The organism is Acaryochloris sp. CCMEE 5410 (assembly GCF_000238775.2).
In the GTDB taxonomy this organism is placed as follows: domain Bacteria; phylum Cyanobacteriota; class Cyanobacteriia; order Thermosynechococcales; family Thermosynechococcaceae; genus Acaryochloris.
In genome coordinates this window covers 115,723-142,537 of record NZ_AFEJ02000005.1, presented here as the reverse complement: position 1 = coordinate 142,537, position 26,815 = coordinate 115,723, and the positions used below count along the sequence as shown (strand labels likewise).

The 26,815-nt window shown below is 43.8% G+C and carries 17 protein-coding genes and 2 pseudogenes; 11 read left to right on the top strand and 8 right to left on the bottom strand.

The features are described 5' to 3' along the window. Nucleotides 1-267 precede the first annotated feature (267 nt). The 3 genes from ON05_RS33840 to ON05_RS33830 all read right to left on the bottom strand — a co-directional run bounded on the left by ON05_RS33840 (nt 268) and on the right by ON05_RS33830 (nt 6,719). Nucleotides 268-3,675 carry a hypothetical protein gene (locus ON05_RS33840; protein WP_010476919.1) on the bottom strand — a complete coding sequence of 1,136 codons (3,408 nt, stop codon included), beginning with the start codon at nt 3,673-3,675 and terminating at the stop codon, nt 268-270. An 802-nt stretch (nt 3,676-4,477) separates the two neighbouring features. Then, nucleotides 4,478-5,539, bottom strand: a complete 1,062-nt coding sequence (locus tag ON05_RS33835; protein ID WP_010476916.1) for a ParB N-terminal domain-containing protein — start codon at nt 5,537-5,539, stop codon at nt 4,478-4,480. A 364-nt stretch (nt 5,540-5,903) separates the two neighbouring features. After that, nucleotides 5,904-6,719: a ParB N-terminal domain-containing protein gene (locus ON05_RS33830; protein WP_139025973.1), complete on the bottom strand. Its 816-nt coding sequence runs from the start codon at nt 6,717-6,719 to the stop codon at nt 5,904-5,906. Nucleotides 6,720-6,895: 176 nt separating this feature from the next. Here ON05_RS33830 and ON05_RS33825 point away from each other — a divergent pair, with 176 nt between their 5' ends. The 3 genes from ON05_RS33825 (at nt 6,896) to ON05_RS33815 (ending at nt 10,989) form a co-directional block, all read left to right on the top strand. Further along, the gene (locus ON05_RS33825; RefSeq protein ID WP_010476912.1) at nt 6,896-8,299 is read left to right on the top strand and encodes an AAA family ATPase; all 1,404 of its coding nucleotides are present in this window, start codon (nt 6,896-6,898) and stop codon (nt 8,297-8,299) included. Nucleotides 8,300-8,315: 16 nt separating this feature from the next. Further along, nucleotides 8,316-10,046 (top strand): protein kinase domain-containing protein, encoded by a 1,731-nt coding sequence (locus tag ON05_RS33820; protein WP_010476910.1) that lies wholly within the window; start codon nt 8,316-8,318, stop codon nt 10,044-10,046. Between the two features lie 85 nt (nt 10,047-10,131). Continuing rightward, nucleotides 10,132-10,989, top strand: coding sequence for a hypothetical protein (locus ON05_RS33815; protein WP_010476908.1), 858 nt, complete (start codon nt 10,132-10,134; stop codon nt 10,987-10,989). Here the strand turns inward: ON05_RS33815 and ON05_RS33810 are convergent. Both ON05_RS33810 and ON05_RS33805 read right to left on the bottom strand, forming a co-directional pair. Further along, complete coding sequence (locus ON05_RS33810; RefSeq protein WP_010476906.1) at nt 10,953-13,412, bottom strand: CHAT domain-containing protein; 2,460 nt, start codon at nt 13,410-13,412, stop codon at nt 10,953-10,955. The genes ON05_RS33815 and ON05_RS33810 overlap by 37 nt on opposite strands. Nucleotides 13,413-13,447: 35 nt before the next feature. Continuing rightward, a complete protein-coding gene (locus ON05_RS33805; RefSeq protein ID WP_085945224.1) occupies nt 13,448-15,964 on the bottom strand; it encodes a filamentous hemagglutinin N-terminal domain-containing protein in 2,517 nt (838 codons plus the stop codon). Here ON05_RS33805 and ON05_RS33800 point away from each other — a divergent pair. Beyond that, the gene (locus ON05_RS33800) at nt 15,959-17,299 is read left to right on the top strand and encodes a cytochrome P450 (protein WP_010476902.1); all 1,341 of its coding nucleotides are present in this window, start codon (nt 15,959-15,961) and stop codon (nt 17,297-17,299) included. The genes ON05_RS33805 and ON05_RS33800 overlap by 6 nt on opposite strands. Nucleotides 17,300-17,454: 155 nt before the next feature. Continuing rightward, nucleotides 17,455-17,941 (top strand): annotated as a pseudogene (locus ON05_RS33795) (hypothetical protein); the annotation flags it as partial. A 63-nt stretch (nt 17,942-18,004) separates the two neighbouring features. On the opposite strand, the gene ON05_RS33790 reads toward ON05_RS33795, so the two are convergent. Further along, complete coding sequence (locus ON05_RS33790) at nt 18,005-18,244, bottom strand: hypothetical protein (RefSeq protein WP_029315441.1); 240 nt, start codon at nt 18,242-18,244, stop codon at nt 18,005-18,007. Between the two features lie 92 nt (nt 18,245-18,336). Here ON05_RS33790 and ON05_RS33785 point away from each other — a divergent pair, with 92 nt between their 5' ends. The 4 genes from ON05_RS33785 (at nt 18,337) to ON05_RS33770 (ending at nt 22,821) form a co-directional block, all read left to right on the top strand. After that, the gene (locus ON05_RS33785) at nt 18,337-19,503 is read left to right on the top strand and encodes a tyrosine-type recombinase/integrase (protein WP_010476900.1); all 1,167 of its coding nucleotides are present in this window, start codon (nt 18,337-18,339) and stop codon (nt 19,501-19,503) included. Continuing rightward, nucleotides 19,500-20,984, top strand: coding sequence for a site-specific integrase (locus tag ON05_RS33780; protein ID WP_010476898.1), 1,485 nt, complete (start codon nt 19,500-19,502; stop codon nt 20,982-20,984). Before ON05_RS33785 ends, ON05_RS33780 begins: the two co-directional genes overlap by 4 nt. 185 nt (nt 20,985-21,169) lie before the next feature. Continuing rightward, nucleotides 21,170-21,403, top strand: coding sequence for a hypothetical protein (locus ON05_RS33775; RefSeq protein WP_010476895.1), 234 nt, complete (start codon nt 21,170-21,172; stop codon nt 21,401-21,403). Between the two features lie 272 nt (nt 21,404-21,675). Further along, complete coding sequence (locus ON05_RS33770; RefSeq protein WP_175307255.1) at nt 21,676-22,821, top strand: site-specific integrase; 1,146 nt, start codon at nt 21,676-21,678, stop codon at nt 22,819-22,821. A gap of 252 nt (nt 22,822-23,073) precedes the next feature. Here ON05_RS33770 and istB read toward each other — a convergent pair whose 3' ends face one another. Then, the gene (gene istB / locus ON05_RS33765; protein WP_071826382.1) at nt 23,074-23,823 is read right to left on the bottom strand and encodes an IS21-like element helper ATPase IstB; all 750 of its coding nucleotides are present in this window, start codon (nt 23,821-23,823) and stop codon (nt 23,074-23,076) included. A 616-nt stretch (nt 23,824-24,439) separates the two neighbouring features. Continuing rightward, nucleotides 24,440-25,309: pseudogene (istA, locus tag ON05_RS33760) on the bottom strand (IS21 family transposase); the annotation flags it as partial. Nucleotides 25,310-25,553: 244 nt separating this feature from the next. Here istA and ON05_RS33755 point away from each other — a divergent pair. Together ON05_RS33755 and ON05_RS33750 are read left to right on the top strand one after the other, a co-directional pair. Next, nucleotides 25,554-25,826 (top strand): hypothetical protein, encoded by a 273-nt coding sequence (locus ON05_RS33755; protein ID WP_010476889.1) that lies wholly within the window; start codon nt 25,554-25,556, stop codon nt 25,824-25,826. Beyond that, on the top strand, nt 25,810-26,772 hold the full coding sequence (locus ON05_RS33750) for a DUF6262 family protein (RefSeq protein WP_010476888.1): 963 nt from the start codon (nt 25,810-25,812) through the stop codon (nt 26,770-26,772). The genes ON05_RS33755 and ON05_RS33750 overlap by 17 nt, the downstream gene beginning before the upstream one ends. The last annotated feature ends 43 nt before the right edge of the window (nt 26,773-26,815 follow it).

Here is a 26,815-nt window from a genome sequence, read left to right as displayed (position 1 = left end):
CACCTGAATTACAATAGGCAGATCAACATGGTCAAACCGCTGGAAATATCACTGAATATGCATTTTAGCGTTTGCAAGCTTCCACCAACTGCTGTTTACCAACCGTTACTTCTAGCCTTGATAGTGACAATATCAACTACGAAATGAAAGCGAATTGCTATCACTTCAGAGGACATAAAACGTTCCACTGAATATCCAATTTTTAAAATAATATTGAAGCTTCAGGATCTACCGATATTTAGTATCACTTGATACAAAGCATCAGGCTCATGCCGCCAGCTCCGGTACCGCTGTCTCCAGCATTTTCACGGGCAGCGTCATTGCTAACCCCTCCAGAATCGCCATCTGGCCCGATGCGCTGACTTCACCCCAGACCAAACTCCATTCCTGGGGCTTGAGCCAGTCAAAGAACACTTCATTCAAACTCGGCAATAGGTCATTGATGGGCAGATCCGCCAGTTCATCCAAAACACCCGCAATCGCTTGATGGGTTTCTTGGTCTGGATTTGGCGTGTTGCTTAAATTGTTCATTTTGCTATTTAAACCTTCTAATAGCGAAGTGAACAAACGCCAATACCGGGCAATTGTCCCTCTGGGGATTTTGGTCATGCCTGCAACGATCTGCTGAGTGACCTTCTCGCCCTTAGCTTGGAGCTGGAGGATGGCTGACTCAATCGCAATCTTCACCCGCTCTGTTTTGTGGGCTGCTTCAATCGTCAGTTCCTTGGCTTGGACTTCCTGAACGAAGCAGTCCATCTCAATATTGGAAATCAGGATGACTTGTAGGGATTCATTCGGACGCCGATGCGCCCTGAGTCGCCCGATGGCTTGGTGAATCTCGGCAAGGATGGAGCGGTCAATAAATGCTGTGAATACTGGGTCATCGTCTTCTGGGTAGTACCCACAGACAATTGCAAATTCTGCGGCCAAGTCATTGAGATTGCGGCAGGGAGTTCCCACTAGCACTAGGGTCTGGACGGTGAGAAAGTCATTGACCCCTCGGCTATCTCGCCACCAGGCCCCATCCTTTTCAAACTTCTTAAAATCGATAGTCCTTGTATTCACTGCATCCAAATCTTGGTAGTGCTGGGCCAAGGCTCCAATACGTTTCAGTTGATCCCCGCCTCGACTCATGCCCACTCGCCCCATGTCCTTCACCTGAATCACCTCTAGGTTTCCGGTGTCAGGGACGGCTTGACGGACTACTAGGATTTCATCAGGAGAGCAGCTTAGCTTCAGAGCTAAGTCTTCGCGGGATAGGGTGGCATCGAGGAACACATTGGCTTGGGCCGCTTGAGCTAAGTCTCGATGTCGAGGGTTAGGGGTATTGAGGGTCAGCAGTCCATAGCGACTAACTTGGATACATCCTGCTCCACCCTGCAAGATGCGGATTAGAGGGACGAGCCATTGCTTTACCACCCCATTCCTAGCCTGCTCTGCCATCTCTGAGTCCCGTTCAGAGAACTTTTTGCGAAGTTGCTTGGGTAGATCAGCAAGATCCACCCCATAGTCTGAGGTGGTGTTGAGAAAACCTAGGTTAGGCATCAGGATTTGGGTCAGTTCGCCTAGCTTCACTCCAGCCATGTCAGGGAGCTTGGCTTTCATCTCCAAGTGATTGAGGCCATATTTCCCAAGCTTTATTGAGCCATCCATTAAGGGCAGCAACGCAGAGAGCAAGGGCTGCACCAGGGCAAAGATTTCAGGGTAGGCAATCAATGCCGAAATGGTTTGCTGCAAGTCATTAAAGGTAATGGTCACAGACTGCTTAACCTGGAAGTTCTGACCGGGTTCATCCCAGATCAGCATAGTGTTTTCTAGGGGGTAATCTTCTGGATCAGGCAGAGAGTCAGGATGTGCCCTCAGTAGAGGCGCACCTAGGACATTACGACGTTGGTTCAAAAAACCATACCCTGGCCCATTGGCATTGATGCAGGCTTCTCTGGCAATGCAGGTGCCGCAGATGAGGTTGGCGGTATCAGCACCAGGGATGTTCTTGTCCCGCAATGCATTCAACACTCCAACGCGACTACAGTTAGCGGGAACAGCAAAAGCATCCCCTTTGGCAGATCGTTGGAGTCGATTCTTGACTCGGTTTAGACCTCCATGTCGTGCTTCTAGGTCACACCAGCCATTTCCTTGTTCTAATGTTGATACGGTGGGATTGCGGTGCTGGTCTGAAAGATAAATAACCTGCTCCATCCCAAAGCCAATCGGGGTAACGTTCCCAGAATCGTAGCTTTTACCAGTACCGGGTTGGGACTGGTCAAGGATGAAGGGGAATCCTGATGTGATGAGGGTTTCCCAAGTTTGGAGCCGTTGGCCTGGTTCGTACTCGTGGACTAGAGGTGTTGTTGTTTCGAGAGTCCCGTTATCTCCAGGGCGGCTTTGTAAGCTGCTACATCTGGAGTGTGTCGCTCTTGAAGTATGTCTTCTAATGCGTCTTCGATAGTTTTCCAGTCGAAGTTTTGAAATATATCCATGTCTTCGATGAGCTGCAAGGAGTCGTGCAGTGCGGCGACGGGATCGTTTAGCTCGACGGCTTGTTGCAGGCAGCGTTGCAAGACGCTTGTCATCTGGTGCAGTTCGCTTCGTTCCGCGAGGGTTAGGGGGGTGGGTTTGTTGATCATTGGGAGTGGCAAACCCTTGAGCGGGTGATGAAGGACGGGTAAACGTGGTCAGAACGTCTTGGAGCTTGTGCAGTAATTGGTTGCACTGAGCTGCAATCTGCTCAAAATCGGCCACTGACAAAAACCGAATTTGACCGAGGTCGTCCAGTTCATCAATGTCAAGATGGATGCGTTTGTCTGTTTGCTTCCACCAGGCGACCTCTACACTGTAGCCCCACTCCTTCAGTAGTGCCCAGGTTGCCCGGTATTGCCGCAGTACTGACTTGTTCTGAATCGCTCCAGCATCGGGGTAGAACTCGATAGTTGTTGCGCCAAGCTGAGCTAGCGCTGCTTTTAGGGTTTCAGGAGATGCCGCGAACAATCCCCCTGCTGCGCCGATGGTCACTTGGCCCATGCGCTGAGCTAGAAGGTGGGGCTTAGCCCCCGTCCCTTCAACGAGTGCGATTGCATCTCTAGTGACTTGCTCTGGATGATGGACGGCTAGGGGTAACTCGCCAGTGGGAAGGTGGGGTGTGGGTCCGTTGGGTCGTTTCCTAGTTTTGCCCGTGAGCCAGTAATAGCGACCCCCTTCGGAGGTTCTTGCTCTGACTTGAAAGCCGACGATAAGGCCATCTATATCAACGATGGGACAGAGATAACCCGGTCTTGGAGTGTTGAGCGAATTTCCATCCAGACTAATCCCTGGCAAGGTATGAGGCAGTTCACCAGAGAGCGATTGCCACTGCTCGATAGACTTCACCCCCCAGTTTTGGATCTGCTCATTGGTCAATCCCCGACGATGCAAGTCAGCCCGATCTGCAGGGTGTAGTGTGAGCTGATCAAGGAGCTGACGGTAGAGCTTATCGCGCTCTGGAGCGGGGAGGGATTGGGCATGGCGTTGAACCTCAGCTTGGGCACGTTGCTCTCTGAGAATCCGTTGTTCTTGCCATCTGCGTTCTCGGTCTTCCTGGCTGAGGTCTTGCCCGTCATCGAGGACGTACTTGCCCCAGAGGCCATCTTTGGACTGTCCTAGGTAGCGATATCCCTCAATCTGGCCTGAGAGGGTCATGCAGAGATTAAGGTTGTCAGCCTTTCTGCATTTGCCTGTGATATCCCCGCAGAGGTCGCAGGGGTTGGAGCGGTTGGTTGCGAGAAGTTTACTCGCTGAACTGCGAAAGCTAGACATGGCCTAGCTCCCAGTCATGGGATGTGGGTATTGGGGTCATGATTTGGTCCCTATTTTGTGGTGGATAGGGAGCCGTTTGGTCAAAAAATTTCCATAGAAAACTTGACCAGTATGCGTCATAGGCTAAAATAAACACACGGCTCCTTTGGAGGTCCGAACCCATGCCTAAGCAAAAAGCATCAAGTTCAAGTCTCCTAAAATATTGGGAGTGCTTAAACGCTCAAAAGCCCTGACTCTTCCACCAGTTAGGGTTTTTAACGTTTAAAGGTCTATGTCATCAATCACCTCCTTAATCTTTAAGTATTAGAGTTTAAATACACTGAAAGCGTTGATCGATCAAGCTTTTAGCGGATTTGAACACTGAGAGACACAGCCCAAAACGAGTGGGGGAGTGTCAAGATATGTTTTTGAGATTTGTTCTCAAAGAAAGCTTACAGATTATAGCGAGATAGATCAGAGATACCTAGCGCTGGTTATAAGAAGAATAATGCAAGCTTTGGATTGTTTCGGATGATATCAGATCTGTTGTAAGAAGCTGATATTAGAGAATAGTTGGATAAAGGTATCCTTGTACTAGGAAAATGCTTAACGCGATCTTACAACAAAAAATGATGGGTGATCGTCAACTTTTCTAAGCGTGAATATACTACCTGTGAAGTTTTTAAGTTCATTGTTCTCTATGGATTTACAGCTTTTTTACTGATTTTTTAGTTGTTGCCCAAGCAGTCAGAGCGTCCGTACAACGCTGAGGGTCTGGCTCGGCACAATAGCAAAGGCAGTATAGACTCTCCATTAAGATAAAAAGAGAAGGATCTGGGAGGTTGATCATGATAACGGCATCATCAGCTTCTGTTGTAGTAACAATACAGTTTTCAACGATTTGGCGTAAATTCCTTAGATCTATATCTTCTCCGTAGGAAGAATAAAAAGAAAAAGCATTCTTTGTGTTGTCTAGGAGAGATGTCGGCCAATGTTCTTCTGTGTCTATAAAGATCATGAAAAGTCCAATTTCAGGGGGCAAGAGCTTTTGAAACTTCTTGGATGATGAGTCACCACAGAATAAATAGTGAGATTTACCTAACCTCCAGGTATCGCCTCTTACAACCTCTTTAGATTGAACAAGAGGTGTGGAGGTGGTTTTACCAGTCTGTTTCTTTTTCCGTTGTCGTTTATTTGTACCCTTAGACACTTGAGCAGATTTGCCAATCTTAGAAGTATCTATTAATCGGTTGTCCATTCCTCTGCGGAGAGTTGGTGGATCATCTTTAGTCGTTGATTGAATCTCTTTCCGAATCCTCCCAACTAGAGGATGACCAACACCACATTGTTTGGCAATAGCATTATCGCTCCATAATTTCCATTCGTGATCACGTAGTAACCTCTCCACGGCTCGACGTTTATCTGCATTAGTTCTTCTTAGGCCATGTGATGCATTAGCTCCAACAGCGTACAGTACAGCATCTCGATTTTCTCCAAGATGCACATCTGCTTTAATCTCCTTTGCTCCTGTAGCTTCTTTGGCTTGTACCCTGTGAAAACCATCAGCCAACCAATATTCTTTACCGTCAAAAAAGACTGTAACAGGTGGGAATTCTGCACCTTTTTCCATATCCTCAACATATTCAGCAACCACTTCTGAATAGAGTTGAGCGCGGGGCTGCGTTCCTCCGTCCCTGCGAATTTTTGCTATCTCAACTAGTTGGATAGAAGATTCTGAAGATTCGCTTTGGAGATTTTTGGGCGGCATCAAGGACTAAAGGTAGACAGCAGGATATCGCTATAAAACCATGTAAGCCCCTAAGCAACAAGCTTTTCGAGGAATTGGAAGAACTTGTATTAAGTTGAGTTAAGTAAAGAATCTTGGTACTTAGTCGCAGGGCTGAGTCGCCTTTGTCTCCTTTGACGATTTGCTGAGAACTAGTTGAAACTCTATCTATATAGGTAGGATTAGCTAGAATAATGGATTTTCGCTGATTTCTATATAAACTCTTGAGCATGGGTGGTGTTTGGTCATTTTATAGCTTCGCCATCACCGAGAGTTCAACTACTTGGTACAGACCATTAAAGTTGAAAGTTATTAGGATTCGTAGATTTCTGTTGACCAGAAAACTTCAGCCTGCTGATTGTTCATCTAGAAGCATGATCTGATGGATTGGAATTTGAAGATGTCCAGATTGGTTGCCATACTGCCAGTCAATCTGGAGATGGGTTCTGTTTCCTCCGAGCTTATGCTGTTCGCCGTTAAAATTCAATGGGAACTGAATTTGTTTGAGATAGTTGGTTAGTTGATCTTGAGAAACGCTTGCTTTTGTAGGGAATTGAGATCTTTTTATAGAGATTAATGTATTAGGCTCAGTTGCTTGAATACACTCAGCATCTTTGTTTACAGCCTTTTCTTTCTTGCCAATATTACTGATATTTATAATGCGTCCATCAGCTCCTTTACGAGAAACTGACTTGTTTTTTATACAAGTCGGCAAGGTTAGTTGTCTTGTTTTTCTAACTAGAGTACGACTTACACCACATTGTTGAGCAATCGCGTTGTCACTCCATAAACACCATTCAGAATCCTGTATTAGTCGCTCGACAACCCGGTGTTTATCAGCGTTGGTTCTTCTCAATCCATGCATAACGTTTGCTCCAGCGGCGAATAAAATAGCATCTCGACGAGAGCCGATTTTTTCCTCAGCAAGGATTTCAAGATCACCGTTTGCCTGTTTTGCAGCAATCCTATGAAACCCGTCAGCTAACCAGTACTTAGAGCCGTCGAAGAAAACAACTACTGGTGGGAACGTAGCCCCCCGCTTCATAGCTTCAGCATATTCAGCAACCACCTCCTGATTGAGTTGCTGTCGGGGTTGAATCTCATGATCAAGGGTAATCCTATCTAGACTAAGGGCTTCGAGTTTTTGAATAAGTTGGTTCATTAGATACCCCCGCGAGCTTTTAGCTCTATTGAGTAATTTGTTGGTATTATTGAGTATCGCTGTTCCTCTTGTCAAGACATAATAATACTTCAAGAAAGTATAAGCTCGGCGCCAGTAGCCTATAGTATGATTAACTAGCATTAATTATTTTAGTCTGGATAAAATAGGAGGAGCTTTTGGTTAGCTGGCATCATGCACTTACGTTTGTGAATGACTTGGCGTTTTCCAAACGAGGTAAACGCCTGGGTGAAGCTGAAATTAAAGTCCTAGAAGCTGCTTGGGGAAAATATGACTACAAACAAGCTGCTGAGAACTCTCGCTATACCCAGAATTACTTGCAACGAACAGTTGCTCCTAAGCTATGGAAATTCCTGGATGAGGAGCTAGCTGAAGAGCTTGGGGTTGAGGAGAAACTGGATAAAAATTTATTTCGGTCGGCGATAGAACAGGTAGTTCTTGGAGAAAAGCTAGCACCCAGCCTCTTCGATCCAGAACTGGGACAACAATCAATTCTTGGAAGTCAGCCTCCAGAAGTACACAAAAGTATTGGCCGAGATACTGAGGTAGAGGAATTACATCAGGCGATTCAAGGAAATCGATGTGTCATACTAACTGGCATTCAAGGAATTGGCAAGAGTACTCTAGCTTCAAAGTTAGTTCGTAAGGTAAGCAGCGAGGGAAACTCTAGATTTGATTCCATTATTTGGCAATCAGCATATTATCCATTAGAGGATTTTATCAAAGGCTTGATGATCACTCTTGATCTTCCTCAAAAAGATATAGATCCAAGAAAATCATTACAAACTTTACTTTCTTCTCTACTAATTCACTTAAGGCAAGAATCAAGTTTAATAGTAATCGATAATCTAGAAACGCTACTAAAGAGGCTTGGAGACTCCCAACCTGATTTCGATGTATTTATTAGAAGAATAATAGAAGAAAATCATAGAGGATGTTTTGTTCTTATTAGCCGTCAACCCTTAAATGGAATTGAGTTACTGCAAAGCTCAGGATTGCCTGTCTCCCATAAAAAAATAGATGGTCTTGATCTAGAATTGAGTGTCAAGCTGCTTGAGTCTGAAGGAATATCGGTCAAAAAAAATCACTATTCAATTATAGATACATTTTTAGGCAATCCTTATGTGTTGAAATGTGCAGCAGATAAAGTTAAACGTTTTTATAGTGGCAATCTAGACAATATCATATCTAATAAAACTTCTCTAGGAAGTAATATTCTCGAAGAGAGTTTTAATGAGAGTTTTGTAGATTTTGACTCCTTAAGTAAGATGGAGAAAAAAGTTTTATTAGTCTTAGCACAGGAAGCTGAAAAGTCTTCAGATCCGATAGCATTTTCTCTTTTAATAAGCCAGCTCAATACTCAAGAAATTATCGTATCAGAGTCAGATTTGATTGCTGCAATAGAGTCCCTAGAACGGTTATGCCCTATTGAGATTATTCCTTCACGTCCAGGTAGTGAAGCTAGCTTTACATTACAGCCTATGTTTAGGAAATACGTTATAAAAAACTCTCACAGAATTACAGGCGAAGTGAATCATTTCTCCCACTCCCCACCTACATAGACCAGTGGATAAGCTTGTGAGCTACTGTATTCATCCTTTTTGTACGGAACGACAAAATCAGGGTGATTTTGAGGAGTGTCAAGCATGTGGCTCTCCGTTACTGATCGATGGGCGATTCCGTTTAATTCGACCTATTCGCCCTTTGGATGATAACAGTCCCTCTGAGGTGTTTGAGGTTATCGATGTTCAGGGGAATCGGTTACATCCACCTGGGACACACAAAATCCTAAAGGTCTTGAGATCTCAGAAAGAAAAGTATGTAGAGCTGATGGATCGGGAAGCTCACATTCTAAGAGCACTCAGACATCCAGGCATTCCTTTTGCTTATATTGATGATTATTTTACGGTTAAACCCAAGGAATTCAAGATTACACTGCATTGTCTAGCGATTGAGAAGATAGACGGTGTAGACCTTAGAGAATGGCTAGATGAGCATGGAAAGGTTTCTCAATCTACTGCGATTGATTGGCTAATTCAGATCGTTGAAATCTTGAGTGTAGTTCATGAAAAGGGCTATTTCCATCGAGATATAAAACCCTCGAATATCATGCTCAAACCCGATGGAAAGATTGTTTTGATTGACTTCGGAGCAGTGCGGGATGTAACGGAGACGTACCTTGCCAAAATACATGGGGAGAATAAAACAGGTTGCTTGCTAGATCGGGATACTACTTTAGTACGCACAATTGGCTATTCCCCTCCAGAGCAAATCCGAGGTAGGGCACTTCCCCAATCAGATTTTTATGCATTGGGGAGAACCATGATCCATTTAATGACAGGTGAACATCCCCGAACGCTACCTGAAGACCCAGATACAGGACTGCTCGTATGGCGTGACTTAGCTCCACAAATTGATAAGCCTCTCAAAGATTATATTGATGAGCTGAATGATGTTTTGCCAGGTAAGCGGCCACACAACACTCAGGAGATTTTGCAGTATTTACAGAATCGCCTTCCAAAAAATATCAAAAGATATCGTCGTTTCCATTCCAAGCCTTATCAGCTACTTGCAGTGATACTCACAGCCTTAGTACTTTTTGGACTATTTCAAGGTGGGAGGATTGGTATCTCAAGATATTTTTTCAGACTGGCGACCGAAAGCGAAAGCGAAGACAATTTTGAGGAAGCACAGAAGCATTATGAATGGGCAATCTTCTTTGATCCCCATGATTATTCGTCTTACAACAATCTAGGTCTGTCCTGCCAATTCCAAAAAAAATACAATTGCGCCATCGAAAACTTTGGTAAGGCATCAGAGCTAGAGCCTGATAACGAAATTGCTTTTTACAATGTGGGTGGTGTCTATGAGGATGTCCAAGACTATAAGACAGCAAGATTATTCTATGAAAAGGCAATCAAGATAAGCAAGGGAAAGCATTTACCCTCGCGTAATAATTTAGCAAGGTTGGATATTTTGGAAGGTAACCATCAAAAAGCTCTTGCAAGCATCCAACAAGTCCTGAGACTAGATGGCCTCCATCCTTGGACTAAAGCATCCTTATACAAGAATTTAGGATGGGCGCAGTTCAAAATGGAACAATATGACAAGGCAATGGTCAATCTAGAACGAAGTATTGAATTAGATCCAAACGAAGCGAGTAGCCAGTGCCTTCTAGCCAAAACTAGGAACAAGAAAAATTTAGACGCTCAATCTCACTGGAAACTCTGTTTATTCCTGAACTCTGATCTACCGGAAGTTTGGACATGGAAACAAGAATTTATAGATCGATTAGAGAATATGCCCTGACATTATCCTATTTATATTTCTTTTTAAGATGAATATCCCCAATAATTTTTCACTGATAATTTCCACAGCATTCCTGCTGAGCGCTATGCCAGTGGCAGTTAAAGCTCAGAGCAATGATCCACCCACCCGATGCAAAACTGTGGCCGCTCGAATGTTGTCTGTGGGTGATCAATTCCATTCAAAGGGGAGTGTACTTTGCCCTCAAGATCGGGTGCGCCCCCTTCAAAATCAAAAACCCATGATTTCTTGCCACCATACCCAAAAACTCTTGCGTGGTGAGGTGGGAGAGATTGGTGATCTTTGCTCACGAAAGCAGAGGAGAATTTATCCAAGCAAGAGTGGCAGTAATTCTTCTAAGTCTCGTAGTTCTGGGAGAGAGAGCGGTAAACCAAGTTTAATTAAGCCGTTTGGCACGATGGTCATGCAGCTTCGGCCCGAACTGGAGTGGAACCCTGTAGTAGGGGCAACACACTACCTTGTAACGCTCCAGGCTTCCGACAGTACCGAAAAGTTGGAGCAAGTTGTTCATACGGGCAATAGTCTACGTTATCCGCAGGCTTGGCCGAAACTTCAGTATGGGAGGAATTATCGAGTCACGATTTTTGCCTACCAGAAACAAAGAATTATCAGTTCAGATCATGACACCCTTGAACTGTTGATTGAAGAAGAAGCTAACTTGATCCAAGATGCCGTCACAGCTATAAACCAACTTCCACTCTCCCCAGTCGAAGCAGCTAAAGAACTAGATACTGCTTATATGTCTGCCAAATTATTTCATGAATCGATTAATGCTTTGGAAAAAGTACGGCAAGCAGGACAAAGCAACCATCAACTCAATCAGTTGTTAGCAGATCGCTATTATCAAGTAGGTCAATCAGAATTGGCAGCGTCCATTGGTGTAGAGGCTCAGCTCCCGACAAGAACAAAATTTCCCCAGAAGTAAGGATGCCAATATTCTTCAGATCCTATTAATTTGATTTGGGCTTGTTGTAGCGCTCTAGCTTTAGGCATATTGTTGTCCAGACCTTCGTAGAAAGTGGTAATCAGTTCAGAGGTTGCTTCAGATTCCGCTAACCACAGCGAAGCTAGAGTATTCCGTGACCCAGCTTGAACAGATAAGCCAGCGATACCAAGGGCCGACTTTCTATCTCCTTTTGCCGTTTGGCAGGCACTTAGGATTAACAGCTCAATTGAAGACTGCCCTAACTCAATTTTTTGGCTAATTAGATCATGAAATTCATTAGCCTTGATCGGTGCATCAAAGGCCAAAATCATTGTTTGTTCAGGGTCAGAACTAAATTGCCCATGACTCGCTAAATGAACAATTGGAGTATCGCCTTGCAGCTTTGATTGAAGGCGGTTGGTTGTGAAGTCATTATTGAGAAGAGAAATGGTTTTGTTTGATGCTTCCTTAACACTAGCTAGCTCATCTTCTACTTCAGGTAAGGCTTCTAGATTCCAAGGGACATCAGGCTTAGTAAAGCTAGGGGAATCTTCTGATAACCCGGCAAAAAGGACGTTTAACTCCTCAAGACTTTGAGGTTGAACTTGCTGGAGTTGGGTATTGAGAGCATTGGTTACACTGTATCGCTCAACCAAATACTTCTGACCATCATGCAGCATACTTAGAGGAAGATTCTGAAAATTGCTATCTAAGACGAATAACAGATCGCCAGTGGGAGGGAGATGGTCTTCGAGGGGGGCAATGATTTGCTCATAAAGTACTTGTGAATTCCTTCTAAAATGGGCTTCTGATATTTCCTCAAATGAGTCGCTATGCAAGAAATTGAAGAGCCTGGATAATTCCTCCTGGACAACTGATGAATCGGGCTGGTGTCTGAATATCCCATCCTGGGTTTTGGCGATGATCTCAACTTGCCCATTGAGTTCAAAGATATGGATTGTGGAAGTGTAAGGAGTTTGTTGGTTATTAGTTTGGGCAGTGGTCAGCTTCCCACACTTAAGATAATTCTCCAATTCAGCTACTTGTAGCTGCTTATGGGTTGTTAGGACAAGTTGCAAATCAGGGTTTGGGGAGGAAAGTAAAAGCTGTAAATAGTTGTGATAGACAGGTTCTACACTTTCTTTGAAATTGAATTGAAGATCAGCGTTAGCTGAAATCAGTAAGGTTCGCACCTTATCTAAGTGCTGCAGGGTAGAAGAGTAAGCTGCAATTGCTTGGGTTCTTTCCCCCCGTTGCTGATGAATTTGAGCAATCTCCCATGACCATTGGTAAGCTAGGTAATCGTCTTGGATGGTCTGGGCAAGTTTGAGTGCCTTAGTGAAGACCTGTGTCGCATCCTCTAGTTGGTCCGATTGCAGGTAAAGTGTTCCAAAGATCCCATAGGCTTGTGATACTAATCTTTTATCTCCAAACGCTTCGGCTTGACGCAAGGCATCTCTAGTCATCTCATAGGCAAGACTTAGGTTATTTTCACTGCTCGGTATTTCAAGTAGGCTAGCTTCCGCTAAAAGATAGCTTAATTTGAGTTGGAGATTAATTGATTCATTTGCAGGGAATTGACTGAAGTCAGCGGCAATCAGATTATTGAAGTAAGAACCGATGAGATTCTGCGATTGCTGGTAAATGCCTTTAAGTGGTGATGAGTCGCTTTTTTTGAGATGAAGAAGGATTTGCAGAGTATTGAGTTGAGCGCGAATTCGATCCGCTGATTGACTTTCAGTAACAGATTGATAATTGGCTAGAGCAGCTTGAGCATACTCTTGTGCTGTATTTAAGGAATTAGCTTGGCTGTCGGAATCAATGGAAATAGATAGCTGATTGTAGGCTTGCTTATATAAAGACTGGTAAGTATTAGCAAGCGCTAATTCGATGGAATGGCGATCTTCACCACTCAGCAAGGATGAGTGAGGTAATCCTTGCTTGAGAACTAGTTCAGAGGCTTCTAGCTGACCCAACAACCGTAAAATATTACCTAGATTGTGGAGAGCTATGATTTGTTGACTCTGAATAATATTATTCGACTTCTCCAGAGATGTTTTTAGCTCTTCTTGACTAGTTTGTTTCCACCTTCGGCAAATGTTTGTATCGAGATTGAGTACCTGAGTTAGCCTGGTACAGGCAGAATGGTACTGACCCATCTGTTTATAAGCGAGGCTTTGATTGATGAGAGTGCCATAAATGCCAGCGGTGTTGTTTAACTTCTTATAAATGGTCTGGGATTGTGTAAGAATCTGCAAGGCTTCGTTAGGATTCCCTGCATCCAAGAGTTGTAATCCCTGTTGGTTTAAGGCGTTGGCTTGTTTAACAGAATCCTCTGATGCCACTGCTGGGGTTAGAAGGGTTTGAGTGAAAATCAGAAGTACGAGAAATCCAAATCTTCTACGAAAAAACAGTTTTAACATCTTTAAGTTAAGCGCTAGGCTTAGAGGAAAATTTTTCAGGAGGATTGATTGCAGGGGGTTGGATGTGCTGCAACTTTGTTGCTTGAGTTTTGGGGATTAGCAGTTAACATAACTCTACGATCATCCAGCTTTTGCCAACCCTTAGCTTCGACTAAAGGGGCTTTGGGTAATTCTGTTTCGGAAGGTACTGTTGCGAGATCGGACGTTTCCATATTCCACTTCAAACCCTTAGATTGTCCAGACTGAGGATCTTCTTTAAGACCACCAGTACCTAATACAACAAATTCGCTCACTTTGCCTGAAGGATTGCAAACTGAAGAAACTTTAGGTGTAGTGATAACATCAGGAGCGGGTGCGCTAGTTTCGTTAAAATCTTGTTGCTCAACTACAACCCTGAAAGTCCCACTGGCCTGCAAGCCTGCATCTGAAGAGACACTGACATCAACATCAGGACCTAAGAAAACTGCCTTAGCTGCGATTGTAATATTGCCTCCTTGACCTTGCTCCGCCTCAGCAGTGATATTGCTGTTCTTAAGGGCAATCACGAAATTAGCGACTGCTGAAATGTTGCCCCCTTTACCCTGGTTTAGAGCTGATGTAGAGATCGATCCATCTTCAAGGAGCAAGATATCGACAAAGAGCAAGACATTGCCACCATCGCCACCCTTTGTGCTGCCTGAAAGAGTACCACCATCGGAAACTCTAATATTCTTAGCGAAAATTGTCAGTTGGCCTGCATTATTTGGCCCGTCATTCTTGACAGTGACTTCTGCTCCATCAAAAACTTCTAATCGACCTGTCCTGATTGTGATACTACCTGATTCACCTGTAGGAATTGGAGGTAATTCAAGGCCCGCTTGAATGCTTGGATCGACGATATTTGCTGAAGAAATAATTAAACTAGGGTTGACTGAACCTGGAATAATACCACTAACACTTATCGAGTCTTTTGAATTGATAGTAATATTTCCTGCTGGGCCACTAGCAAGTGTTGATGCATCAACACGGCCACCATTTTTCAGGTTTAATTTTACTGAATTAATTAGTAGATCTCCTCCTTTACCATTCCCACTTGTTAAAGATGAAATAATACTTGGAGAAAGACTTATTAGATTGAATCCTGATAGATCTATCATCTCTGAATTGATAACTATATCACCTCCGTCAGAATTTCTAAAAACTGATGAAGTAAGTTGACCTCCATCCTTGATAGATAGTTGTGGAGAAAAAAGTGCTATGTGCCCTGAAGAACCAGTACCAGCAGCAGCAGTAGCAACAGTGCTACCAAGAGGAAATGACGGGTTAAAGGGGGAATTACCTGAAATTGTGGTTGATTCAGAAGCAAAAATAGTCAGATCACCACTCGACCCAGAGCCAACTGATCTAGCTATGATGCGACCAGCAAAATCAACATTTAGTACTTTAGTTGAAATGCTTATATTGGCTCCTCTTCCATCGGCAAAAGTATGAGTAATAATCCCTCTTTCGGGTAGGATTAACTGAGTAGATTTTGAAGTAAATTTTGTATCCCCTAGAATCGTTAATGAGTTTTGAGAATCTATATTTATTTCTCCTAAAGGGCTCGATCCAAGATTTTGTATTAATGCCATAGAGGAATCAGTGAAAGTAACATTTTCCCCGAAAATTCTAATATTTCCATTTCTAAAACCACTAGCGTCTAGAAGCGCAAGTTGTGAGAATAAGATATTACCTCGTGACTTAATACCTTGAGGTTTCAGTGAAATACCAGAATCTGAGTTTTTGCTGATGCCAACCTCTCCAGAGATTACGCTCCCGATTTCGATACTTCCTGAAGGAGAGGTTACTATACCACCCCTAAAAATAACTTCGCCACCAATGAGCGCAATAGTATTATCAGGTCTAACTTTTAAACCCGCTGAATTTGAATCCAAGGGAGTTGATGGTAGTAATTGCTGAGGAATTTGATTGACATGACCTGGACCTTGAACTTCAATTGGCCCAGCACTACCAGTAAATCCAAGGCCAACAGGTGTACTGATGGTTAGCATAGGAACTGCTTCTCTTGAGCGGGCACTGAAGCTTTGTCCATCTTCAAACTTAATATAGTCAGCACTGGTTGCCAAAAAGGAACTGTTTAGATCTAATCGAGCATTTGGACCAAAGATAACACCATTGGGATTGAGCAAAAACAAGTCTGCCTCACCTAAAACTCCCAACACACCGTATATATTAGATGAATTATTACCTGTAACTCTCGTCAAGATACTTTGAATACCTTGAGGGTTGTCAAAGTAAATACCACGGCCTGTATTGATGTTGAATTCTTGAAAGCTATGAAAAAGGTTAGACCCTCTAGTTGCTCCGCCAGAAATCTTCTCACTTGGGATGCCGTCAACCACTTGATTGGGAATCACTATAGAGGTTTCATTCTTAAAACTTGCGTCTGGAATCACTTGAGCATTTGTACCAACAAGTAAAGAAAGTGAATTAAATATTGTTAGAGCAGTTCCAATTAAAACTGTATTCTTACATGATCCTGACTTGATGAATTTATGGAAAAATCTATGCATAGCTTATTAAAAAGAGCAAATAAAATTCCAGGAGATTTTGGATTACCTTTTATTGGTGAAGCAGCTCAATTATTCGGATTGCAACAGCTTTACTACCATAATCAATATCAAAAGTATGGAAATATATTTAAAACAAAAATAATGGATATGAAGTTTGTTGTAATAGCAGACCCTAAAGTTAATCAGATTGTCTTAAAAGATCAATCGTACAAAGTGTCATCTAAACTGGGATGGAAATTCTTAGAGCCAATACTTGGTAATGGAATCTTATTGCAAGATGGTTATCAGCATCAGTCAACAAGGAGATTGATTTATCCAGCTCTGCATGGTGAGGCACTTTCAAATTATGTCTATACTATACAGCAGGCAACAGCTCAGTACTTAGAGGAATGGGTAAATGATACACCAAATATACTACTTGAAAGATTGAGAAAGCTAGTACTAAATATATCTTGTAAATTGTTTTTAGGAAGTAATGATGTTCAAGAAATCAATGAACTTTCACAATGGTTCTCAGACTACACCAATGGCCTAAGAACTGTTATTAGACTAAATACTCCTATTACTCGGTTTGGCAGGGCTTGTCTAGCTCGAAAAAGACTTGAGGATTATATCTATTCACAAATTGAGGCGCGACGTACAAGTAAAAATCTTAAGGAGAGTAAAGATGTCTTAGGCTTATTAATGGCAAGTATTGATGAAGAAGGTAATTATTTAGCTGACGTAGAAATTGCAACACAAACAATACAGCTCTTATTTGGTGGACATGAGACAACCGCAAGGTTGTTGTGCTGGGTTTTAATCGAATTAGCTAATCATCCAGACTGGAAAAATAAGCTACGACGCGAGCAACTTGAGAATACTAGTGGCAATGACTTGACCATATCAGAACTTAACCAGTTATTGAAGATGAAGTGTGTTATCAAAGAAGTAGAAAGGCTTTACCCTCCTACATACTTCATTCCGCGTGGTGTAATTGAAGATATTGAAATCAATGGATATATAGTTCCTGCTGGATGGTTTGTGATGCTGTCTCCTCTGTTAACGCATCGCCTTCATGAAATATACCATCAGCCAAATACATTTAATCCTGCTCGTTTTCTTCCTCCGCTAGAGGAAGATAAGAAACATCCTTTTGCACTAATCGGCTTTGGTGGTGGACCGCATAGATGCCTCGGCTATGGATTGGCTCAAGTAGAAATGAAGATTATTCTTTCAACAATATTACGTAATTTTGAATGGAGTTTCTCACCAGCAACATCTATCAATGAACCTGTACTACAGCCAAGCAAGTTAGATACAATCCTCAAAATACATCTAAAACGTATTTCTTGATCATCCTCTCCATCTAATGTCTACCCCCCAGTAAGTCTCTAGCCTGACAGTATCTTTTTGCCTTCCTCTGTTTGTAAGCTAATTTCTCATTTGCACCTCACAGCCCTCCTTGCCTACCCATCCTGTGAAGCTCATCGGCCACACAGAAAAACCCCATGAAACCCTCCATCATCTCCCTCAACCCCAAGCCCCTCCCTCAGACCACCCCAGACCAACCCAAAACCGCCCCTCCCTCCCCCAAACTGGTTAGTAGGACAGCATTTCCCTAAGAAAACACCGGAAGGCACCCGACCACCAAAGCGAGAACCAGAGCATGTGAAGCTGGGAGAAATACGTCGGAGTGTTAGGCGAACTCTCCGATCAGCCGAACCTGAGTACACTCCTAAGACACGATCCTCAGAAGCTGCCCAGATTAGTCAACCGAGAACCCCTAGAGAGTTGGTGGAGCTGGAGCGGCGATTCAGGAACCTGGAGCTGCGTCAGAAGAATTTGATGGAGCAAGTCAGGACGCGAGGGGAGCTGGAGTATCTGGCTGTTGCCAAGAATGGGTCTGGACAATATTGGATCACCGTGGCGGGAACGGGGAAACCCTTTGTGAGGGAATCGTTTGCTACACCGGGATTCTGCTGGGAGTGCGTTGTACTTTAAAGTGCTATTTGGCTCTTGTCCTCTTTTGGTGATCCGAAATTGAGAATAAATGTCTTGTTAGGAAGCAACTTGAAGGTTCAGCAACACTTCTGAACTCGAAAAGATTTTACTTCCCACTGGAATAGTTGCCTTAGTCGCAGTTGGGAAATTTAGTTGCACTCTATAAACATGAGTGCCATTCGCTAAGCGGAAGCGAATTTTCAAAAGCTGGCATTCGTACTTTTTCGTACCACCATTAGGAGCCTCTACTCTTACTGGCAGTTCTAGTTCTTGAAAACATTCTGGTTTTATAGACATTCATTATCTATTCAAAACAACAACAACAACAATGATATTGTGCAAACACAAATGATCTTGTGTACACATTTCATACTATTCAAGTATTCATAGTGGCAATCGTTTTAGATTCTTGTGAACGGTTATCTGATGGAACAGAGCTGATGCGCTGGCATCTGCTCGACGACAATTATCAACTTGTCAAACCCATAGAAAGATTTCTGCGATTCAAGCAGAGAGGAGATACGGCTCTTGGAACACTCAAAACCTATAGCGAAAAACTAAAACAGTTCTGGGCTTACCTAAAACTGAAAGAGCTGGATTGGCGAGACTTCAACGGGCGCAATCATCTATCAGAATTTGGCTACTGGTATATGACTGGAAAACTCTTAAATGCCAAGGAATCAATAGGCATCGATACTTTGCAGACAAAGCGGAGTGAGCGCACAGTCAACTTAGCTTTAACCGTCATTACTCAGTTCTATGAGTTTCACACAGCAGTGGGAACTATTGAGGAGAAACACCTGCGAACTTACCGCAGGACCAGGGGTAAAAAGAGAGGTGGAATGCTGGCTGGTCACTTCAAAGAGTCACCAGTGGGCATGAAAACCGTACATTACCGAGAGCCAAAAAAGTATCCAGGCACATTAAATCCTGACCAGATTGGTCGTCTTATTAATGCCTGCCGCTCCGCTCGGGACAAGCTAATTCTGTGGCTGCTAGCCGATACGGGTATGAGAATTGGAGAACTACTTGGACTACATTGGTCAGATCTGGAATGGGGCAAACGGACACTCAAAATTGTGCGCCGAGAAAATCCTAATCAGGCTTATGCCAAAGGTCAAGAACGAGAGCTTTCAATTGCTCGACTGCTTCAGGATTATGAATTCCATGCTTTGTTTAGCGAGTATGCAGACAAAGAATATCCTCACAAAATTGCCCAGAAATTTGGACACGACATGATGTTTGTCGTGCTCCATATGGGTTCCCCCAGTTATGGTCAGCCGCTCCGTCCTCAGAATGTCAATAAGCTCTTTGACCGTCTCCACAAAAAAACAGGCATTGATGTGGAACGAATTTACCCTCACTTATTTCGTCACTCCTTTGCCACGTATCAGATTCGGGAAGCTAGAAAGAGTGGGGAGAGCAAAGAAGACGTTGCAAAAGCTGTACAACGCCAGCTAGGTCACCAATCCATTGCTACGACTTTAGATATCTACGACCATTCCTTCAATGAGGCGGAGTTAGGAAACGCAATACGGAGACTAACCAAAGAATGAGCGTATCGCTGGAACAGTCTATTTTCTACGAGCGACTGACCCAACCAGGGAACGAAGCAAACGACTATCTCCAAGATCCCAGATTGCAGAAAGATGTCTGGAATATTAAGCAAGATCTGCCTACTTTAGCTGCGGAAATGTATAGCAGGGGATGTACCAATCTATATTTTCAAGGACTATCTTTACCCTGGCTCAAACAGCTTACAAAGTTAGCGGTGCTGGTCAAGGCAAGTACAAGAAGCTGGGGATTAGGAATAATCCCCGGTATTCTGGGAACTGCTAAGAAGTTTTGCTTATGGTTAGTCGAGCGTGGCTACATAATGCCTTCTGCTTTAAAGCTGGCAACATTGCAGGAGTGGGCACAACAGGCGCAAAGTTCTCAGAAAAACCGACTCCAAATGCTGATGAGTGTTTTATACAAGCTTGGCTGTATACCATTTCAAATCATATGGAAGAAAAAGAGTAGCCACACACATGGACAGACTATCTCTGAGGGAGTTAAACAACAGCTTGATGAAGCATTTGAGAAATTTGACGCCCCTATTTATCTTATCTTCAAACTACATGAGGCTTTAGCCACTCGTAGTGTAGAACTCAGTAGAATCCCATTGAATTGCCTGAGGCAGCGTGGTAGGACAATGCGAATTCGAGTTCCCACAGGAAAACAGGATAATAGCTTGCAAGAACAGGATCTGCCTAAAGAATTAGTGTCTCTGGTAGAGCAACAACAAATGTTCATACGAGAACAATTTGGAGACAGCTTCCCCTGGCTTTTTTCAAACTGGCATCACAAATTACAGGGTTCCTCTCCTACCTGGCCTCCCTCACTCATTTATAAAGAAGAGCAACTTAAATTACCGAGCATAAAGCTCAACAAATTACTAGCACAGCTCATCAAACACAATAATATTCGAACCCAAGATGGTCAGCTCGTACACGTTACGACACACCAATTTCGCCGAACCTACGGAACCGTTGCATATCGCATGGGAAAGCGTACTGACCAAATTAAACATGGGCTACGTCACCTCAACGAAGATATGCAGGATGCCTACGTTATCCTGACTCCTCAGGAGCAAGAGAAGAAAATCAAGGTTTTCGTAAACCAGAACGGGAAACAAATCGTTTATCAGACGGATAAAAATCAGGAACTATTGAGGCGAGAATGGCAGCTCAGACAGACTGAGTTGGGGTTGTGCTTGCGTCCCAACATCATTCAAGACTGTGAGTTTGAGCATATTTGTCTTGGATGCAGCTACGCTCACTATACGTCTGAACATCTCCCAAAGTTACGAAAACTAAAAGAGAGCAATCAGCAGCTTTTAACTAAAGCTCTGAAGGCTGGGCATTCTAATAGCCGACGAGCCCATAGTGCTCGCCAGCAAGTCAATATTTTAGGCAGAATTATCACTCATATAGAGCAAGTAGAGGAGGGAAAAATAAGTGACCCATCTCCAGTGCCCTCGATGCAGAAACAGTAAAATACGAAAGTATGGATACAACATACTTGCCAACGGCCAAAAGGTAACGAGATATCTTTGCCACTCTTGCCAAAGAAGCTTTCAACTAGAATCTTACGTACAAGTTGCACCAGCAGCAGAAGCCAACTGTACCCACTGCAATAGCAACGAAACGGTCAAAACAGGTAAGCCACAATCGCGTCAGTATGGACAAGTTCAAATCTGTTTGTGTAAAAGCTGTGGCAGAAAATTCACTAAAAATGGCAGAAGAAAACCAGCACCGCCAGCAGGAGCATGCTGTTCCCACTGCGGAAGTAACCGCACTGTTAAATGGGGGAAACCAAGATTACGTCAATATGGACAAGCCCACATCTGTTTGTGTAGGGACTGTGGTAGACAATTTACCAAAGACAAAAAAAAGCCCATCAGACTTTACATAGCTGGGAAGTTAATTTATTCCTTCATGCAGCCTCCTGGCTTGAAGTACCTCCCCGGATGGCCTTGTCCAAATTGTGGTCAAGAAAAAGTTTTATTAGGAAGGCAATACCTTAGTAAAGCTAAACAGAAGCAGGTTTGCGAGAAAATCTGCTTGGGTTGCGGACAAAGGTTTACAGCCGAGAAAAAGAATTGGGATGCAAAAACACAACGATTGTTAGGAAAAGAAGTTCCCAGACAGACGTGGAAGTTTGGGAATGATAAATGGGACTTGAGAATGCTCTATCCTAATTTCGACAGTAACAAAGTAGATCAAATTTTTCTGTATTTCAGCTCCTGCGGAGACACATGGTTTAAGGATCTACTCAAGCACTATGTCCTAGCATTTATCAAGCAAGGTAGTGCATCAAGTACCTTGAAAACCAATTTTTCTCATCTGCGTAACTTTGGGTGTTATCTCCAGAAAAAGGGCGTCTTTCAGATGAGTGATATTACCCGAGAATTCATGAATATGTACTGGGGTAAGGAACGTAGCCATCTGAGCAATCTCAGTCTCACAACTAATCAGACTAGCTTGAGACTATTTCTGGAATGGGGAAATCAGGCAAATCACTTTAGCACCTGCTCTAATCTGATTTCCTCTCTATTTGACACCCCTAAAGTTTTCTATAACGAACCTGACCCACTAGAAGACTCAGTGCTGGAAGCCATCCGTGACAACCTTCATAATCTTCCTGAGCCACTTCAGCTTCAATTCATGCTGGGAGCTTGGCTTGGCGCTCGTCCGGGCGAGCTATGTCGTTTGAAGAAAAACTGTATTGTTCAGAAACCAGACAGTTGGTGGCTAGAGTTCGAGCGGGATAAAAACAATGATGAGCATCAGCTACCCCTGCCTCAAGACTTCATTCGCATCATCATGCATCAGCAGGAATACATTACTGATTTGTTTGGTGAAGACTATCCCTATTTGTTTTGTCACTATCAGAATATTGGACTGGCAGGTTTTCCCCACTATCCAAGGCTAAAGCCAATTAAGCGACCGCCAATGGTTGCAGCAAGGATTAACCCAATGGTTAAAGCTGTTCGTCATCTCATCAAAAACCACGATATTCGAGATAGTAACAACAACTTAGCTCACTTTACGGGTGCTATTTTGCGCCCGACCCGAGCATCTGAACTGATTGCTAATGGGTATAGTCTGGAGTTTGTCCGAATCTGGCTAAAACATCGCCACCAAGCAACAACAAGGCGCAGCTATACCCGCTATCCGCCTGGAGAAATGCTGGATGTAGCAACCGTCATGGCAAACATCAATGCAAAGCTTTATCCCTACGATACAAATCCTGAAGTGCTGCGCCAGAATTTGGAAGACTTACGCCAATATCCTGAGATGCATGAGCTTGATGTGTGTAATGTCAATTAGATAGGCCAACTTTTTTTTGGGTTCTGCGTTCCACTTTTTAATCTTGCTTCGTGAGTCGATTTGGATCTATGCAATACCATCTTGCGATCTACAAAAGGCAGTCGGAGATCATCGACAAATCATGATTTTTGCCTGAGGTGATCGCGCCGGTGAGCAAATGACAATTATCAATAAAGCCATCATTAATAGAGCTGCTTACAAGTAAGCAGCTCTATTAATGATGGGGTAAAGGGGTTTTATTCTGGCTAGGGATCAGCTGTCAGTCTTTTGAGACTTGGCCGTGTGTTTAGCTGCTTCTTGTTTACGAAAGCTCTCAGCCTTCATCTCGAAAATGGTGGCGTGATGAATTAAACGATCAATGGCAGCCACTGTCATCATTGAGTTAGGGAAGATCTTATCCCATTGACTGAAGGGCTGATTAGCCGTGATGAGGAGGCTCTTTCGCTCATAGCGATGAGCAATCAGTTCGAATAGGACCGAGGTTTCAACATCGGACTTTTGAATATAGCCGAGATCATCAATGATGAGCAGATCATAGCGGTCAAGTTTGGACAGTAGGGTCTGCAATTCCAGTTGAAGTTTGGCAAGTTGCAACTGCTGCACCAGTGCTGTGGCAGTGACAAATTTCACTCGTTTCCCCAACTCAACGATAGAAGTCCCTAATGCAGAACTGACGTGTGTTTTCCCTGTTCCACTTGGCCCAAAAATCAAAATATTACTGCCCGACTCTAGCCAGTGGGTCGTTTGGGCAAACTCCATCATGGCTGCTGGATTGAGACTGGGAATATGAGCAAACTCAAAATTGGTCCAGGACTTGCCGTAGGGCAGCTGCGCTTCGGCTAGAGCGCGTGAAATCCGATTCTGTTCTCGACGGCTGGCTTCCCCTTGGGATAAAGCCAACAGAAACTGGGCGTAGGACCAATTCTCCTGAGTCGCTTGATGTTCGATGCTCTGCCACTCGTCGAGGAAATGTTTCAACCGCAGCTGTTTGAGCGTTGTCATCAACAGCTGGAATGGATTGTCCGGATCCGATGTGGAGGAATTGATCATAGCTAGATAAATCGTGTTGTTCTGAAGTGACGTCAGGATATTGCTCAGATGGAAGCTTGAATTCAAAGGCCTGTTTTAACCCACTCAAGGTGAGGGTGGACTGCTCCAGTTGAGTTTGTAGATAGTCAGCCACCTGGGATTCTTGATCTTGAGTAGCTGCAATGTAGAGGGCTTCAGTGATTAATCGTGCAGCTTGGTCTCGCTCAAAGTCAGCTTTGAGGGATTCCCATAGCTGATGCCATTGAAGATTGGGCAGTAAGTCTGCTTGCCATTGGCAGTAGAGAAACGCATGGGGCTTTCTCCTGAGACTTTCGGCCACATGCTTGTAATCGATACTACGAGCCCGTCTCTTCTTCCCAGAGCCATGGACATGGATCCTTGCCAATTCCACTACCGGTGTTGTTCCTAAGAAACCCACAATGCGGTCATGATAAAGGTGCAGTTTCAACCGATGGCCAATCAAGCGAGAGGGGACGGTGTAAAGGACGCAGCGTACTGTAATTGCACTGTTGCAGCTGACTTTGGCACTGCGTACTTCATAATCAGGGGTGCGGTATCGAGGTAAGGGCTGTAAGACAGCTTGCTCTATGGCAAACTTCTTTTGGCACTTGGAATTGAGCTTGGCAATGACGTGTTCAATAAACTGTTGATACTCGGCCACTGATGCAAAGTCAAAGCTGCCTCGACGATACAGGGCTTGGCATAATCGTCGTTTGAAATAGCCATGGGACGACTCAATGGCCCCATTCTCATGAGAGACGCCCAGGTTGTTGCGCGTCGGCTCCATCCGGTAATGGTCACACAGAGTGGAATACAACTGGGTCAGCTGGGGATTGCGACCGCCAGTATTCCGATAGGCCGCACTCAAACTATCAGTACGATGAAGCTTAGGTACCCCACCACAGGCGGCTAGAGCATTTTGTAGCCCTTGGGATAAACCAATAAAACTCTCTCCCCCTTGAATCACCTGGACATACTGCCAGCCGCTGTAAGTGAGTCGATAATGATACAAGATGTGGTGAAAAGCTTCACCCTTAACGGTCACACTGAAACCTTTGAGCTGGGTAAAGTCTGACTGTCCCATCTCACCAGGATGATGTTGAATTTTGAACATCACTTCCTTGGGCTTACCATGAACCCCTTTCCATTTAGCGGTTCGGCGTTGCACGGTTCTGATCTTGTCATCATATTGCCCAGGGTAACGCTCTTGTAAAGTCTCGAATAGAGTAGTCGCTTCTAATCGAGGCTCACGCTCTAACATCGGTTCAAGTTCTAATTCCCATAATCCATCCAACGGATCTTCACGGGTTTTCCAGTCATGAGGGCGGCCTCGTTGGGGACGATGGGTACCACTTTCAATGCGACGGGCAGTGCGGGTGGAGATCCCTGCTTTGGCTGCTGCGGTCTCTTGGGAAGAGCCGGATTGTTTTGTCTTCATATAAAGATGAACCTGTTGAGGTTTAATAGGAGCTGGCACTAGAGATCCCTAATTCGCTTAGGAGTACAAACCCTAGTGTCTTTCCTGTATGGGGGTATGAAAAAGTTAAAGTGACTGGTGCCTTCTCTAAAAATTCAGATCTCTTGCTTGAACTAGATCCTGATTTCAAGAGTTGGCTATGTAATTGTCAGGCGGTCATGTATTCGGTCTATGCAATTGTCGCCCCATACTTGATGGCTTGATCATGACAAATGGAGAGCCTCTCTATGGCTACTGTTTATATCGAGAATTCTGCCCTCGTTTTGGCTACTGCTATACCTGTCCCAGTCATGTTGCTTCTGCTGACAAGCTACCTGAATATAAAGCACAACTGGAGAGAATTAAGGCCAATGAGACCTTAGCTTTCAAGTACTGGTCTGGAGAGTTGCTAGAAAGTTATCAGAAGACAACCGCAGCGCTGGAAGGCATTGTTGAGACACTAGAGACAGGTGGTGAGCCCGATGAAGCGACAGATTAATCGTGTCTGGGATGAAGCAGAACGCAAAAAGCATGGACAGCAGGTGCGAGATAGGTTCGCCCGTGACCGAGCAGAGAAACTAAGTTATGCAAAAGTTGCCATTGATGAGTTGATTGGGCAAGGTATTACTGTCAGTCAAAATGAAGTGGCAAGAAAAACTGGAATCAGTGTTGGTTTCGTAAATAAGCATCTGCGGGGAGAAGTTGAGCAGGCAAGGCAGCGACAACGGCAAATGAGTCAGAAGCATCGTACAGCAGTCTCTGTAACCTCTTTAGAAAAGGATAACGAGCGCCTGAAAGCTTCTAACCGCCGCTTACAACTAGAACTGGATAAACATCGCCAGATCAATAAAGAGCTGCTTGCTCAAGTTTCAAAAATTGTAGATCTTGAGGATGAGGTTGAATTACTACGTTCTCAGAATCGAGAGTTGCTAGCAGTTTGGAAAGTAAATCAAGAGAAGGTGGTCAACTTACCAACTGGAAATCAGCCTGCACACAAAAACGGTGTTAGAAAGGATAACTTTTCTGTGCTGATTCAAACAGAGCTAGAAGCACTTGGGATTCAATTAACCAGTACACTACGCAAGACAATGGAAGCGGCGCATGAAGAGACTGTTGTTCGGGCCATTGAAGCTTTGAAGGCAGCTCTAGAAAAAAACGATATCAGGAGTCCTGGTGGTTGGCTTAAAAGAGCTATTGAAGGTGGTTGGAGTCAAAATGAAAGACGCCAGAGACAAGAAAAGGATCCGTATCCTGAAGGATTTAAAGAGTGGTATGAACAAGCAGTAAAGGCTAACTTTGTTCTAGATATTCCTATAGAACATCTAAACCTTGATGAACGAAATGAGCCAAAGGTGAAGATAAATCAACCAGGAATTTTTGGTGCGCCATATAGAGATCTGTCCTGGAGAGAGGCTAAAATAGAGATGCTAAACTTTCATAATTAGAATACATATATATTATGAGGATTTAGTATCTCTTCTGAGGAAT